Raw genomic sequence first — 13,409 nt, 5'->3', positions numbered from 1 at the left:
AAACTGAAGCGCCGGTTGCCCGTGGGAGAAAACCAGTCCGGGGCGGATATCCAACCCGGAACATGACCTCTGGCTTCTGCGGGGCCCGACGTGACGACAACGGCGATTCTAATACGAGCTTGCGTCCGCCTGAACACCGCACGGAGAAACGGATTGCGGGAATCGGCGCGGCTGCAACAGGCGGCCGGCGCCGCCGTGCGGCCGAACATCGTCAGGATTGACACAATATGCATAAATCCGTGACACTCGCTGCCATGACCTGTTTCGGCCTGACCATCATCGCGATTATTCGCACCATTCCTCGAATGGTGGGTTAGCGCGCGTCCGGAACAGACAACAACAACCCGCCCAACGAGGCGGGTTTTTTGTGGCCGCCTCCTGGGGACCCCCGACTTCAGACAGGAGCGTTCCATGCCGCAATCCACGGTTTCCGCCGTCCCCGCCCACACCCGGTACACCGCTGCCGGCGCAGCTTCCTCCGCTGCTACTCCATTTCTGCGCGCAGATGCCGATGCGATCGATGCAGATGACTACCTGAGGCGGATCCTGACGGCCCGTGTCTACGACGTGGCGCGCGAAACGCCGCTCGATCTGGCGCCCGCGCTGTCCGCACGGCTGGGCCACCAGGTCTGGCTCAAGCGCGAGGATCACCAACCCGTTTTCTCGTTCAAGGTGCGCGGCGCCTACAACAAGATGGCCAACCTGCCGGCCGATGCACTGGCGCGCGGCGTGATCACGGCATCGGCCGGCAACCACGCCCAGGGCGTGGCGCTGTCGGCGGCGCGTCTCGGCGTGCGGGCCGTGATCGTGGTGCCGCAGACCGCGCCCGAGGTCAAGGTGGATGCCGTGCGGGCCCACGGCGGCGACATGGTGGAGGTGGTGCAGGCCGGCGAGTCGTATTCCGACGCCTACGACCACGCGATGGCGATGCAGCGCGAGCAGGCGCTGACTTTCATCCCGGCCTTTGACGATCCTGAAGTGATCGCCGGCCAGGGTACGGTGGGCATGGAAATCCTGCGCCAGCATCGTGGCGCGCTCGATGCCGTATTCGTGCCGATTGGCGGTGGCAGCCTGGCGGCCGGCGTGGCGGCCTATATCAAGGCGGTGCGGCCTGAGGTGCAGGTCATCGGCGTGCAGACCGAGGATTCGTGCGCGATGGCGCGCTCGCTGGCCGCCGGAGAACGCGTGACGCTGGATTCGGTGGGGCTGTTTTCCGATGGCACGGCGGTCAAGCGCGTGGGCGAGGAGACATTCCGGCTCTGCCGGCATCTGCTCGATGGGGTGCTGACCGTGGATACCGATGCGCTATGCGCGGCCATCAAGGACATCTTCCAGGACACCCGGAGCCTGGTGGAACCGGCTGGCGCGCTGGCCGTGGCGGGGCTGAAGCAGTATGCGGGCCGCCAGCCGCAAGGCGCGCGGCAGGCGCTGGTGGCGATCACGTCGGGGGCGAACATGAATTTCGACCGCCTGCGCATCGTGGCGGAGCGGGCCGAGGCCGTGGAGGCCGCCGCCCGCTAGGGCATCCACGCCAGCCGGCGGCCCGGGTTGCACGGGCGCTGGCTGGCGGTCGATATCAGGACTGGAAGTCCTCGGCGTCCACGTCGTAGTTGGCGGGTTCCCAGCGGATCGCCAGCAGTGCCACCAGGCCCGCCAGCGGTGCCAGGGCGATGACCCAGAACACCTTGGTGGACAGCGCGGCGGCCAGCACCGGGAACAGGAACAGCGACGCGGTGGAACTGCCACGCATCAGCGTCTGGTTGAAGCCCACGCCCACGCCGCGCAGCGACGTCGGGTAGCTCAGCGACGCATAGGTCATGGTATGCGCGCCCGGGCCAAAGCCCTGGCCCAGCAGGAACAGCGCCAGGAACGAGATGGCAATGACCACTTGCACGCCACCGGCGGGCTTGCCCACCAGCGCCAGGCCCAGCAGCGCGGCCAACTGGAACGCGTAGCCGGTGACGGTCAACTTCCAGGCGCCGGTCTTGGGCACCAGGTGCACACCAATCAGGCCGCCGACGAAGGCGAACAGCAGGTTCAGCGCCAGCGACACCAGGATGGTGGTCAGCATGGTCTGCGCCAGGAAGCTGGCGATGATCACCGGCAGGCCGAAGGCCACCGCGTTATAGGCAAACGACGATGCGATCGACATGACCGTGGCCAGCACGGTACGACGCGCGTACACGCCCTTGAGCAGCAGGCCGTAGTTGCGCCACGACGCCGGGCGCTTGGGCGGTTCCACCACGGCATCGGGGGCTACCTCGGCATCAATGCCGTACGATTTCCGCAGAATCCTGGCGGCACCCTGGAGGTCGCCCTGGTTGGCGGCCCACACCGGCGATTCGCTCATGTAGCGGCTGCGCACGGCAATGATGATCAACGCCGGCACGGCGCCGAAGCCAAGGATGATGCGCCACAGCAGGCCGCTGTGCGATTCCGGCAGGATCGAGTAGCAGCCCAGCACCAGCAGGTACGAGACGCAGATCGCCGCATACCAGGTGGGGCACCACATCGCCACCCGCGCGGCCTTGTTGCCGTGTCCCTTGAGCTTGGAGAATTCGGCCAGGAAGGCCATGGCCACGGGCAGGTCGATACCGACGCCAAGGCCCATCACGAAGCGGGCGCCGGCCAGCACATACTCGTTCGGTGCCAGTGCGCAGGCGATGGCGGCGATCACGAAGCAGAGCATGTCGGCCATGAACACGCGGTAGCGGCCGATACGGTCGGTGAGATAGCCGCCCAGGAACGCGCCGACAATCGCACCAAACGTGATGGCCGAGGCCACCATGCCGGTGCCGGCCGGTGTCAGGCCGAATTCCTTGGTGACGTCCTTCAGGCCGAAGGCCAGGGCGCCCAGGTCATAGGCGTCCAGGAAAATGCCGCCCAGCGCGATGGCTACCACGATGCGGGCGTTGCTGACGGCGGCGCCGCCATCGTTGACGAGCCGCGCCACATCGGCGGCGGAGCGAATAACGGCCTTGGACGGCGTGGCCGTCTGGGCGGAAGCCTGTGCACCGGTGGGCGACAGGGCAAGATCGACTGACATTTGTATTTGTTCGAGGGCGCTGGAAAATGGAAGGCGAGCGCCTCCCAGCACTCGCCCAGTCAGCGTCGAATCGTACGACAACCGCCTCGCCAGCCCAAATGCATTGTTGTTATATCTTTAAAACTGCACCCGCCGTGCCCATGAGAAACCTTGGCTGAATGTCCCAGTGCCTCGCCGTGTGTTGTACGATGACCATCATGTCAGCACTTGCTTAACCCCATCGAGAACGGAGACACCGAGCATGACAAAGCAGGCAAAGGTCGCATTGGTCACAGGCGCAGCGCGCGGCATCGGCAAGGCGGTGGCCCAGGCCATGCTGGCCGACGGCTATCAGGTAGTGCTGGCGGGCCGCACCGCCGAAACGCTGGAAGCGCTGGCCGAACAGGCCGGGGCGGCGGGGCAGACGGCACTGGCCGTGCAATGCGATGTCAGCAATCCGGCGTCGGTGGATGCGTTGTACGAAAAAGTGCGCCAACGCTTTGGCCGCCTGGATGTGCTGTTCAACAACGCCGGCATCAATGCGCCGGCCATCGGCATCGACGAGCTGTCGTTCGAACAGTGGAAGGCCGTGCTGGATACCAACCTGACCGGCGCATTCCTGTGCGCCCGCGGCGCGTTCGCGCTGATGAAGGCGCAGGACCCGCGCGGCGGCCGGATCATCAACAACGGGTCGATCTCGGCCCATGCGCCGCGCCCGAACACGGTGCCCTACACCGCGACCAAGCATGCCATTACGGGCCTGACCAAGAGCCTGTCGCTCGATGGCCGCGCCTATGACATTGCCTGCGGCCAGATCGATATCGGCAACGCGGGTACCGACATGGCAAACCGCATGGCGCGCGGCGTGCCGCAGGCCAACGGCGAAATCAGGCCGGAACCGCTGATGGACGTGGCGCATATCGCCAGTTCGGTGCTGCACATGGCTAACCTGCCGCTCGACGCCAACGTGCAGTTCATGACCGTGATGGCGACGAAGATGCCGTTCGTCGGGCGCGGCTGACCGGCTATCTGCGAATCACTGTGCCGGCCGTCCCGTGCGGCCGGCCATGAATGCGGCGGCGTCGGCCGCCGTCATGCCGCGCTCGTCGCGTGCCTCCGGATCGGCGCCGTGGCGCTTCAGCAGTTCGACGATCTCCGCACGCTGGAACATCGCCGCCACCATCAGCGCCGTGCGGCCGTCGGGCGATGCACCTTCGACGTCCGCGCCATGCTCCAGCAGGATTTCGATGATTTCCTGATAGCCCTTGTAGGCGGCCCCGGCAATCGGTGTCTGTCCCATCGCATTGCGCGTGTCGGGTGACGCGCCGGCGGTCAGCAACATGCGCAGCGCATCGGCATGGCCATGATAGGCGGCCAGCATCACCAGGCTGTCGCCTTTCTCGTTACGCAGGTTCGGCGGCATGCCGCGTTCGATCAGCGCCGCCAGCGCGGCCACGTCGCCATTGCGCGCCAGGTCGAACACCTGGCCCAGCGCGGCGATCATGCGGGCTTCTTCATCGGCGGTCATGGTGGGGGCTTGGGTTTGATCCATCTGATGCTCTCGTCTTGCAGTGGTAGAGAGGGCGGGACGCGCCCGCCCTCTGCCCCGGGCCTCTCCCGTGGGCGGGAGAGGCAAACGCCCAGGGGGCTTACTTCGCTTCGATCTTCTCGATTGCTGCCGCGACACCGGCGCCGTAGGCCGCGTCGGCCTGCGTGCAGTGCAGGATGTGGCGCTGCTGCACGGGCTTCGATACGCCCTTGATGGCGCGGGCGGTGTTGTCGAACAGCGCCTGCTGCTGGGCCGGCGACATCAGGCGGAACAGGTCGCCTGCCTGCGAGAAGTAGTCGTCGTCGACACGGTGGTTCCAGTGGTCGGCGGCGCCTTCGACCGACAGCGGCGGCTCACGGAAATCCGGTTGCTCAGCCCACTCGCCGCGCGTATTGGGCTCGTAGCCGATGGTGCCGCCCGCGTTGCCGTCGGTGCGGCCACGGCCATCGCGGTGATAGCTGTTGACGTACTTCGCGGCCTTCGGCGAGTTCACCGGAATCAGGTGATGGTTCACGCCCAGGCGATAGCGCTCGGCGTCGCCATACGAGAACAGGCGGCCTTGCAGCATCTTGTCCGGCGAGAAGCCGATACCCGGCACGATCGTCGACGGTGCAAACGCGGCCTGCTCCACCTCGGCGAAATGATTCTCCGGATTGCGGTTCAGTTCCAGCACGCCCACTTCGATCAGCGGGTAGTCCTTCTTCGACCAGACCTTGGTCAGGTCGAACGGGTTGTAGCGATACTTGCCGGCGTCGGCCTCGGGCATGACCTGTACGAACAGCTTCCAGCGCGGGAATTCGCCGCGCTCGATGGCTTCATACAGGTCGCGCTGATGATATTCGCGGTCGCGGCCGGTGACTTCGGCGGCCTCGGCATCGGTCAGATTCTGGATGCCCTGCTGGGTTACGAAGTGGAACTTCACCCAGTGGCGCTGCATGTCCTTGCTGATGAAGCTGTACGTATGGCTGCCGAAGCCGTGCATATGACGCCAGCTGCGCGGAATGCCGCGGTCGCTCATGACGATGGTGACCTGGTGGAAGGCCTCGGGCAGGCTGGTCCAGAAGTCCCAGTTGGTCTCGGCGCTGCGCATGCCGGTGCGCGGGTCGCGCTTCACGGCGTGGTTCAGGTCGGGGAATTTGAGCGGGTCGCGCAGGAAGAAGACCGGCGTGTTGTTGCCCACCAGGTCCCAGTTGCCTTCCTCGGTATAGAACTTCATGGCGAAGCCGCGAATGTCGCGCTCGGCATCGGCAGCGCCGCGTTCGCCGGCCACCGACGAGAAGCGCAGGAAGAGATCGGTCTTCTTGCCGATCTCCGAGAACAGGTTGGCGCGCGTGTACCTGGTGATGTCGTGCGTGACGGTGAACGTGCCATAGGCACCCGAGCCCTTGGCATGCATGCGGCGCTCGGGGATGACTTCGCGGTCGAAGTGGGCGAGCTTTTCCAGGAACCAGACATCCTGGAGCAGGGCCGGGCCGCGCGGGCCGGCAGTCTGGATGTTGTTGTTGTCGACGACGGGCGCGCCGAAAGCGGTCGTGAGCTTTTTCATTGGATTCCTTGATGCAGACGGCAAGGCCTGATGGGCCCCGCCTGGACGATTGTGGGTCTGACTAGGCTGACACCGATGGCGCGATGCACCGGCGGAAGTCGATTGAACTATCGCAGATGGACTGCGACAAGTCATATCGTATTGATCAATGACTGCGATAGGCCATCAGACTTTTAGGTTACTGAATTAAGAGTTTTGCTATGCACTGCATGCTGTCGTCCAAAAGCCGGTCACCCTTTTGACACGAATTTGATATTGCCGAGTCGGATCTTTTCAGTAACTGGACGGCGGAATCCATAGGCTGGAGACATGACCAGACAGCCTGGAGCCTGCCATGACGATGTGGATGGCGTTTCGGATCGGGATTGCGTTGATTGCCCTGTTGGCACTGATCGTGCTGTTCGTGTGCCAGTACCGGCTGTCGTCCCGCGTGTCGTCCCGTGAGTTGCGGCGAGGGCCCGTGCGCAGCGGCCTGCAGGGCGATGGGCGTCAGTCGTCGGACGTGGCGAACTGGAACTGACCCTTGCCCTGGGCCTTGGCCCGGTAAAGGGCGCGGTCGGCCAGGTGCAGGATATCGTCAGCGGTCAGGCCTTCGGGGCGCACGTGTGCAATACCGATGCTGACGCCGAGCCGGGCCTCGTGGCCGGTGGACAGCAGATAGGGTGCGCTCACTTCGCGCAGCAGGTCATGCGCCAGCGCCTGCACGCTCTGCGTGCTTTCATTGCGTAGCACGATCACGAATTCGTCGCCGCCGATGCGATAGACCAGGCCGCGGCCCGGCACCGCGCCGCGCAGGCGCTCGCCCACGCGGATCAGCAGTTCGTCGCCGCTGCCGTGGCCGAACGAGTCGTTGACCGGCTTGAAGCCGTCCAGGTCCATATAGAGCAGCGTCAGGTAGCGGCCGGCGGCCATGCGATGGACGCTGGCCTCGCGGATTTCGGCAAGCAGGCTGGACCGGTTCAGCAGCCCGGTCAGGGAATCGTGGCGGGCCCGATGGGCGTTTTCGCGCTCGGAGCGCATGGTCGCCACCACCATGGCATTCATGCGAAACGACGCGCTGGTCATGCTGATGACATAAACCGGCAGCTGCAGCAGCGTCAGCAGGAAGAGCGGTTCGTGGGCCACCAGTGCGCCCGCGCAGATCTGGCCCAGGCTCAGCAGGATCATCAGCGCCGTCATGCGCGGCGCGCCATAGTTGCGGAAGCACATGCCGCCACACATGGCCGCGGCCGACAGGCACGCCATGGCGCCGCTGAGCCAGTCGCCGCTGACCACGCTCAGGTACGCGCCCAGGCCGACACTGGTGGCCCAGGCCAGCGTCAGGCACATGTGCCAGTCGGTGGGGGTTGAGCGTCCGGCGCGCGAGGCGCGGCGCGCGTGGAACAGCACGATCACGCGCGACAGGCAGATGAGGATCTCAAGCCCAAGCCAGGCCACGAATTCCGGGCGGCGCAGATGGAGCGTGATGACCGTGGCCACCATCAGCGTATTGATAATGCCGCCGAAGAAAATCGAGAGCGTGCCGAACAGGCTGCCTACCAGCGCCTCGCGGATTTCGGCAGGCACGTCCCGGCCGGGCTCCGCGAGCCAGCGCGTGAAACGCCAGCGCGGCGCACTGTAGACCTGGCCCGACAGGAACATTGGGGAATAGCGTTGCGTCATTGCCCATGCATTTTGCCAGAGCCACGTAACGCCGCAGGCACCGGGAAGGGGGGTATTTCCACGGGGGGTGGCGTCAGCGGAACCCGGGATGCACGTTGCGATTGCCAAAGCGGGCCAGGCAATGCCACACCTTCTTGAGGTCCTGCGGGTCATGGCGGCCGCTGCGTACGGCGCCGCCGATCATGGCCGGGTCAGCTGGCCGGGCCCGGCCAGGGCGGCCGCCAGCGTCGCAATGGTGGGGCCGCGATAGTCGATGTGGCGGTGCAGCATGCCGGCATCGGCCGAGAACCCGGCGTGCCATTCCACGGCCCAGGGCAGGGTCCGGGCGGCCCGGTCGTCCAGAACGTCCGCGGCCAACCGTGCGACCACGTTCATGCGGTCGGCCCCGCCGAAATGCCGGGGCAAGTAGACGCTGTCCGGGTAGCAGAAGAGAAGGTCCTGCGCTGAGTCGGACATCGGCAAACGGCCAGTCGGCCAGGCGGTGGAGGGTTGTGCGGGGCGGCGTCCGGCATGTCATCTTCGCACCAGACGGGGACAGGAAAAAGCGGCGCCGGCGCGGCCCACGGGGCCTGGCGCGGCAGGTTTACCGTGCCTTTTCGGACTGCGCTTATATCCTTACAGGGAAAACAACGTGCAGGAGACAATGATGCAAGCGAGGTTTGCGCGGGGCATTGCGCAGACGCCACTGACCGTGGCGGCCCGGGAATATCTGCTGGCGGAGGAGGCCGCCATGCCCGAGGTCGGCGATCTGGTGACCGTCTACAGCCAGGACCTGGAGACCGAGTTCAACATCCGCCTGAACGCCGTGGCGGGACCCGATCTCTGGTATGGCGTGATCTATGCCATCAATCGCGGCGCCGAAATGCTGGTGGTGGCCGAAGGGCTGGAACTGGACGACGTGGTCAGCGTGCGGCGCCAGGAAATTGCTTCGGTCATCCGGGCCGATCATCCGCATTGATTCTCGCGGCGGGTCCGGCGCCAACCCAGGCAGCCGGATCCCGACGTTGCCGGCCGGGTCTGGCCGGGGGTATGCTGCGCATGCACAAGTGCCCGCACGCGTTGCCGGGCATGCCCACTTCCAGCCTGTCACCGCCTTTCAATGTCTTCGTCTTTCACGACTGCAGCATCCTCCCGCCAGTTCATCGCAGGCCCCGCCGGACAACTTGAAGTCCTGATCGATACCCCGGATGCCGCGCCGCGCGGCATTGCCGTGGTGGCTCATCCGCACCCCAGCCAGGGCGGCACCGCCGAGCACAAGATTCCCCAGTTGCTGGCCCGCGTGCTGCAGGCGCATGGCTTCCTGACGCTGCGGCCGAACTACCGGGGGGTGGGGCAAAGCGAGGGCCAGTACGACGATGGCAATGGCGAAACCGACGATGTGCTGGCCGTGATCCGCCAGTTGCGGGCCGAACATCCGGGCCTGCCGCTGGCGCTGGCCGGCTTTTCGTTCGGCGGCTTTATCCAGGCCCGCGCCGCCGCGCAACTGGCGGCGGACGGCGAGTCGGTTGCCCACCTGATCCTGACCGGCATGCCGGCCGGCGCGCTGTCTGAAACGCTGTCCTACGACACGCCCGCCGTGCCGGCCCACTCGCTGGTCGTGCATGGCGAGCGCGACGAGCGCGTGCCGCTGGCCAATATCTTCAACTGGGCGCGGCCGCAGGAACTGCCGGTGGTGGTGCTGCCGGGCGCGGGCCACTTCTTTACCGGCAAGCTGCCGGGGCTGCGCCAGGTCGTCGACGAATACCTGAGCCGGCCGGAAGCCTGACGGCCACGGCCGGCGCTGCCCGGGCGGGCAGGGTCAGAACTGGTAATTGATCGAAATATCGCCAGTCCAGCTGGTGGAACGCGAGGTCACCGGGCTGTTGCGGGCATCGCCAACCAGCGCGGACACGCCCACGTCGGCCGTCGTGAACCAGTGCTTGCTGAAGAACCACATGGCCGAGACACCTCCACCGTAGGACTTGATGCCCGCCCCGGCATGGTGTTGCGGCAGGCCCGACCGCGCCGACTGCTCGGCCGTGACGCCGTACCAGCGGCTCATGTAGGCCGAATCGGCAAAGGTCATGGTGGGGCCCGCGAACCAGAAGAAGTTGTCGTTGCTGCCCGGCAGCGGCATGTAGGCGCCGATGTCACCGATCACGCCGTTGGCGCCGCCGAACTGACGGCGCACGTTGGCGCGGATCACCAGCGGAAATTCCTTGGAAATCACGTACTCGGCGAACAGCTTCGTCTCCGCCGCCATGCCGATATTGCCGAGCCCGCCCAGATGGTCGTGGTCGTGCTTCTCGCGGCGGCCGAAATCGTAGGTCAGCGCGATGCCGGCACGCAGGTCACTGGTATGGATGATGTTCCAGCCCAGGCCTTCGCCCGTGGACAGGAAGGCCAGGTCGCGGTAGCGGATGTCGATGACCGGGCCGGCCAGCACGTAATAGTTGGTGGTGCCCTCGTAGTACGGCCGGATGCTGGCTGCGGCGCCCACGCGCACTTCCCATTTCTCGGGCTCGCCCTCGAACATTTTCTCCAGCGGAACCCCTACCGAGTACTGCCATTCGGCCAGCGGCGCCGGGGTCTGGGCGTGGGCTCGCGGCATGCAAAGCAGGGCCAGGACGGCCAGCAGTGCCAACGCCAGCCAGCGGCTCAGGGGGGCGCGGGCTGCCATCGAGGGGATTTGGGGGAAAGGGACGCGCCACGACGGCTCGCTATCCGGGATGGTCGACACTTGATTCTCCGGTCTTCTTGTTACCCCGTTGCCGGGGCGGAATCGACATCTAACGGGACAACAGGCCATCTGGATGACGGCAACTTATCTTTTCACCGGAGACTGCCGCCGGTAACTTCCCGCTATCCCACAACCGTGTAGGAAGGACGCCGATTTCGGCGTCAGCCGATGGTGCCTGCCATGCAGCAGGGGGAACGCGCGCCTAGTCCTTGGCATCGAGTTCGTCGCCGCGCCAGTCGCGCCGCATGATCAGGAACGTAAACGAGGTCGACCATCCGATCAGGATCAGGCCCACCAGCGGCTGCACCGAAGCCAGCAGCCGCAGGGGCCCAATCGGGACGATATCGCCAATGCTCTGCGTGGTGAACGTTTCCAGCGAGAAATAGATATAGGCGATAGCACCATGTTCGCGCATGCCGGTCAATTTGCCGATGTTCAGCACGTCGGTGCCGAGCCAGTAGCCGGCGCTGAACACCATGGCCTCGATGCAATGCGTGATGATGATCAGGACGATCACCGCGCCGATATTGAGCTTGCCGCTGAGCCGTTTCGGATGGAATTCCGAGATCAGGCGCAGCGCCTCGTAGTGAATGCCGACGCTTAGCACGGTCAGGGTGCCGGTAAGCGTGACGGCAAGCAGGAATCGGAGTGGCGTGTCATCCATCGCAGGCATCGGGCGCTAGGAGAAGGCCAGACTATACGGCGGCTCGCCCGGTGTAAATGTATCGGGGGCGGACGCGGGGCCGAGGCGCTGGTGCGGGGCTGTGGAATGCGCGTATCGACCCATCCCACGTGGAAAACGCGCTGCTGAACCTGGCGATCAATGCGCGCGACGCCATGAACGGCCATGGCCGGCTGACGGTAGTAGCCGGCAATGCATCGATCGTGACATGTGGGGGGCTGCGTGTCAGGCGTGGATCTGGCGATCGACGCCTGCCCGCGCTGCGGGTGATCTTCGTGAGCGGCTGCGAAGTGTCGCTGACGCCTGCGCAGCGTGCCGCGTTGCCGAACGCGGTCATGCTGCGCAAGCCTTATGCGTTGATGGACGACATCAACGTGCTGCAGGTCCGCCCGGCGGGCGGGTAATACAACCTGTGGCGGCTCAGAGGGCCGAGGCGACGAGTGCCGCCGCGGCTCCGCTGGCGGCACTCAGTGCCAGCCATCCGCCCAGGATCAGGGCGCTGTTGCGGAAAGACATGATGGGCTCCGTGGAGAGAGTGCCGGAGCCCATCGGGGCTCCGGTTACTGCTGGTGGACCGCCTGCATCGGGCGGGGATCAGGCGTTGGCGCCGTCGGTGTAGATGTCGCGGGCGCGGGCACCGTCATAGAACGGGTTGCGCGGCTGGTTCACGCTGCGGGCGCCGTCGTAGTACGGGTCGACCTTGCGGGCCGGGCTGGCCGACACGCCGACATGGTCCAGACCTGCCACGATGCGGGCGCCGTCGGTGTACGGATCGGCCTTGCCAACCTTGGCGCCGTCGGTGAACGGGTCAGCCTTGCCAACGCGGGCGCCTTCGGTGAACGGGTCGAACTTGCCCTGGCGCGCACCGTCGGTGAACGCGCTGCGCTGATCCTGCACGCGGAAGGTGTAACCGTAGACTTCGCCGGCCTTCTGCACGGCGGGGGCGGCTTGAACGGCGCCGGTCACAAAAGCGGCTGCGAGGGCGGCGGCGGTAACGATGGTCTTGGCATTCATGGTGGCTCTCCTTGCTGGGGCCGGGCGATCACATTGTTGGTTCGCGGGGCCAGAAAACTGTTGCGATGTCGGCGATTTCTTTTTGCTACTATCTACTGGTAGGTAGATTCGGACTGCTAAAAAAAGAACCGTCTCCGGTACTGGTTCACTGCCTTGTGTTGCCTGGAAGGTGCCTTGCTGTCTGCTTCTTGCTGCTTGGCGTCGTCCATGGCTTGAATATTATCTACTACTAGATAGACAAGCAAGGGGTTTTTGCAAAGCACAATCGTAAAAGTTCCAAATGTGCAGCGTCAGGCGATGCGAGGAGTGCCGGGGGGATGCTGCAAGTCGTTGAATCACAAGCGAAAAGAGCGATGGCTATCGCTCTTCTTCGATCGATTAGAGGATTTCCTCTATTTTTGCCGCGATGCTCCATCGCGCAGCGCAACGAGCCCCAGAAGCAGGATGCGCGTGTGTTCCTGCAACACATCCTGCACCCGGCGGGTCTCCCCTTCGCCGTAGCCGTCCCATTCCAGGGCCCGGAGCACGTGGCGCCGCATGACCTTGAAGGCCGCAATCTGGCTGTCGATGGCTACCGTGCGGATACGCGTGGTTTCGTCGGACGCGGGTTTGCCGGTCAGGCGGCCGATCAGCGCCGAGGTCAGCGCGAACAGGCGCCGGTTGATCCCCGCGTCGATGCGCTCGAAGGCCGTGGGCGGGCCCAGGCCGGCTCGCTCGCGCGCCATGAACTGGCGCCAGTGGTCGGTTTCGGGGCACTCATACAGGAAGTTGGCAAACCGTGACTGCAACGCCAGGTAGGCGTCGATCAGTTCCGTATCCGCCGCATCGGTCCGGGCCAGCAGGTCTTCTGCCCCGGCCACCACGTCCTGCACCATGGCCCAGGCGCGCTCGACGAAGTAGTCGATGCAGGCCAGGTACACGCCTTCCTTGTTGTCGAAGTAGTACTGCAGCGCCGGGGCGTTCACGCTGGCTTCGCGGGCAATGTCCCGCGTGGATGCGCCGTCGAAGCCATGTGTGGCAAACAGGCGCATCGCTGCTTCAATAATCCGTGCCCGGGTTTCTTCCCCGCGCTGGTAGCCGCCTTCGGCCGCTGGCCTGTGTCGCGCCATGTCGACGTGCCTCCCCGAAATGAACAAGCTGAAATATATCAGTTGACAGATTTATTCCAAGTGGAATAATTGCGCAGCATTCCCGACTCTCGCCGCCCCGCCT

At 65.3% G+C, this 13,409-nt stretch carries 15 protein-coding genes; 6 read left to right on the top strand and 9 right to left on the bottom strand.

The features are described 5' to 3' along the window. Nucleotides 1–411 precede the first annotated feature (411 nt). Nucleotides 412–1,521: a threonine ammonia-lyase, biosynthetic gene (ilvA, locus tag ACOABP_RS22875; protein WP_474227937.1), complete on the top strand. Its 1,110-nt coding sequence runs from the start codon at nt 412–414 to the stop codon at nt 1,519–1,521. Nucleotides 1,522–1,576: 55 nt separating this feature from the next. Here the strand turns inward: ilvA and ACOABP_RS22870 are convergent, their stop codons facing one another. Continuing rightward, complete coding sequence (locus ACOABP_RS22870) at nt 1,577–3,046, bottom strand: MFS transporter (protein WP_474227936.1); 1,470 nt, start codon at nt 3,044–3,046, stop codon at nt 1,577–1,579. Between the two features lie 241 nt (nt 3,047–3,287). Between ACOABP_RS22870 and ACOABP_RS22865 the strand changes: the two genes are divergently transcribed. Next, the gene (locus tag ACOABP_RS22865; protein WP_474227935.1) at nt 3,288–4,046 is read left to right on the top strand and encodes an SDR family oxidoreductase; all 759 of its coding nucleotides are present in this window, start codon (nt 3,288–3,290) and stop codon (nt 4,044–4,046) included. A 15-nt stretch (nt 4,047–4,061) separates the two neighbouring features. Here the strand turns inward: ACOABP_RS22865 and ACOABP_RS22860 are convergent, their stop codons facing one another. Continuing rightward, nucleotides 4,062–4,553: an ankyrin repeat domain-containing protein gene (locus ACOABP_RS22860; RefSeq protein WP_474230503.1), complete on the bottom strand. Its 492-nt coding sequence runs from the start codon at nt 4,551–4,553 to the stop codon at nt 4,062–4,064. A 121-nt stretch (nt 4,554–4,674) separates the two neighbouring features. After that, a complete protein-coding gene (locus ACOABP_RS22855) occupies nt 4,675–6,120 on the bottom strand; it encodes a catalase (protein WP_474227934.1) in 1,446 nt (481 codons plus the stop codon). Between the two features lie 334 nt (nt 6,121–6,454). On the opposite strand from ACOABP_RS22855, the gene ACOABP_RS22850 reads away from it, so the two are divergent. Then, nucleotides 6,455–6,640, top strand: a complete 186-nt coding sequence (locus ACOABP_RS22850) for a hypothetical protein (protein WP_474227933.1) — start codon at nt 6,455–6,457, stop codon at nt 6,638–6,640. Here the strand turns inward: ACOABP_RS22850 and ACOABP_RS22845 are convergent. Next, a complete protein-coding gene (locus ACOABP_RS22845; protein WP_474227932.1) occupies nt 6,610–7,782 on the bottom strand; it encodes a diguanylate cyclase domain-containing protein in 1,173 nt (390 codons plus the stop codon). The genes ACOABP_RS22850 and ACOABP_RS22845 overlap by 31 nt on opposite strands. A 180-nt stretch (nt 7,783–7,962) precedes the next feature. Beyond that, a complete protein-coding gene (locus ACOABP_RS22840) occupies nt 7,963–8,238 on the bottom strand; it encodes a hypothetical protein (RefSeq protein WP_474227931.1) in 276 nt (91 codons plus the stop codon). Nucleotides 8,239–8,428: 190 nt separating this feature from the next. On the opposite strand from ACOABP_RS22840, the gene ACOABP_RS22835 reads away from it, so the two are divergent. Continuing rightward, the gene (locus ACOABP_RS22835; protein WP_474230502.1) at nt 8,429–8,740 is read left to right on the top strand and encodes a hypothetical protein; all 312 of its coding nucleotides are present in this window, start codon (nt 8,429–8,431) and stop codon (nt 8,738–8,740) included. A 141-nt stretch (nt 8,741–8,881) separates the two neighbouring features. Next, entirely contained in the window at nt 8,882–9,547 is a 666-nt protein-coding gene (locus ACOABP_RS22830; RefSeq protein ID WP_474227930.1) for an alpha/beta hydrolase, read from the top strand. A 33-nt stretch (nt 9,548–9,580) separates the two neighbouring features. Here the strand turns inward: ACOABP_RS22830 and ACOABP_RS22825 are convergent, their stop codons facing one another. Together ACOABP_RS22825 and ACOABP_RS22820 are read right to left on the bottom strand one after the other, a co-directional pair. Continuing rightward, nucleotides 9,581–10,441, bottom strand: a complete 861-nt coding sequence (locus ACOABP_RS22825) for a MipA/OmpV family protein (RefSeq protein ID WP_474227929.1) — start codon at nt 10,439–10,441, stop codon at nt 9,581–9,583. A 262-nt stretch (nt 10,442–10,703) separates the two neighbouring features. Further along, nucleotides 10,704–11,165, bottom strand: a complete 462-nt coding sequence (locus tag ACOABP_RS22820; protein ID WP_474227928.1) for an ion channel — start codon at nt 11,163–11,165, stop codon at nt 10,704–10,706. A 128-nt stretch (nt 11,166–11,293) separates the two neighbouring features. On the opposite strand from ACOABP_RS22820, the gene ACOABP_RS22815 reads away from it, so the two are divergent. Beyond that, the gene (locus ACOABP_RS22815; protein WP_474230592.1) at nt 11,294–11,587 is read left to right on the top strand and encodes a hypothetical protein; all 294 of its coding nucleotides are present in this window, start codon (nt 11,294–11,296) and stop codon (nt 11,585–11,587) included. A 190-nt stretch (nt 11,588–11,777) separates the two neighbouring features. Here the strand turns inward: ACOABP_RS22815 and ACOABP_RS22810 are convergent, their stop codons facing one another. Both ACOABP_RS22810 and ACOABP_RS22805 read right to left on the bottom strand, forming a co-directional pair. Further along, entirely contained in the window at nt 11,778–12,197 is a 420-nt protein-coding gene (locus ACOABP_RS22810; protein WP_474227927.1) for a copper resistance protein CopQ, read from the bottom strand. A 392-nt stretch (nt 12,198–12,589) separates the two neighbouring features. Beyond that, nucleotides 12,590–13,306 (bottom strand): CerR family C-terminal domain-containing protein, encoded by a 717-nt coding sequence (locus ACOABP_RS22805; protein WP_474227926.1) that lies wholly within the window; start codon nt 13,304–13,306, stop codon nt 12,590–12,592. Between the last annotated feature and the right edge of the window lie 103 nt (nt 13,307–13,409).

The organism is Cupriavidus sp. HE11, from assembly GCF_056097175.1.
This window is presented reverse-complemented; position numbering and strand designations above follow the sequence as displayed.

Excerpts from the sequence above, each read along its gene's own strand:
- ilvA (WP_474227937.1), top strand. The coding sequence starts at position 412 with ATGCCGCAATCCACGGTTTCCGCCGTCCCCGCCCACACCCGGTACACC.
- ACOABP_RS22870 (WP_474227936.1), bottom strand. The coding sequence starts at position 3,046 with ATGTCAGTCGATCTTGCCCTGTCGCCCACCGGTGCACAGGCTTCCGCC.
- ACOABP_RS22865 (WP_474227935.1), top strand. The coding sequence starts at position 3,288 with ATGACAAAGCAGGCAAAGGTCGCATTGGTCACAGGCGCAGCGCGCGGC.
- ACOABP_RS22860 (WP_474230503.1), bottom strand. The coding sequence starts at position 4,553 with ATGACCGCCGATGAAGAAGCCCGCATGATCGCCGCGCTGGGCCAGGTG.
- ACOABP_RS22855 (WP_474227934.1), bottom strand. The coding sequence starts at position 6,120 with ATGAAAAAGCTCACGACCGCTTTCGGCGCGCCCGTCGTCGACAACAAC.
- ACOABP_RS22850 (WP_474227933.1), top strand. The coding sequence starts at position 6,455 with ATGACGATGTGGATGGCGTTTCGGATCGGGATTGCGTTGATTGCCCTG.
- ACOABP_RS22845 (WP_474227932.1), bottom strand. The coding sequence starts at position 7,782 with ATGACGCAACGCTATTCCCCAATGTTCCTGTCGGGCCAGGTCTACAGT.
- ACOABP_RS22840 (WP_474227931.1), bottom strand. The coding sequence starts at position 8,238 with ATGTCCGACTCAGCGCAGGACCTTCTCTTCTGCTACCCGGACAGCGTC.
- ACOABP_RS22835 (WP_474230502.1), top strand. The coding sequence starts at position 8,429 with ATGCAAGCGAGGTTTGCGCGGGGCATTGCGCAGACGCCACTGACCGTG.
- ACOABP_RS22830 (WP_474227930.1), top strand. The coding sequence starts at position 8,882 with ATGTCTTCGTCTTTCACGACTGCAGCATCCTCCCGCCAGTTCATCGCA.
- ACOABP_RS22825 (WP_474227929.1), bottom strand. The coding sequence starts at position 10,441 with ATGGCAGCCCGCGCCCCCCTGAGCCGCTGGCTGGCGTTGGCACTGCTG.
- ACOABP_RS22820 (WP_474227928.1), bottom strand. The coding sequence starts at position 11,165 with ATGGATGACACGCCACTCCGATTCCTGCTTGCCGTCACGCTTACCGGC.
- ACOABP_RS22810 (WP_474227927.1), bottom strand. The coding sequence starts at position 12,197 with ATGAATGCCAAGACCATCGTTACCGCCGCCGCCCTCGCAGCCGCTTTT.
- ACOABP_RS22805 (WP_474227926.1), bottom strand. The coding sequence starts at position 13,306 with ATGGCGCGACACAGGCCAGCGGCCGAAGGCGGCTACCAGCGCGGGGAA.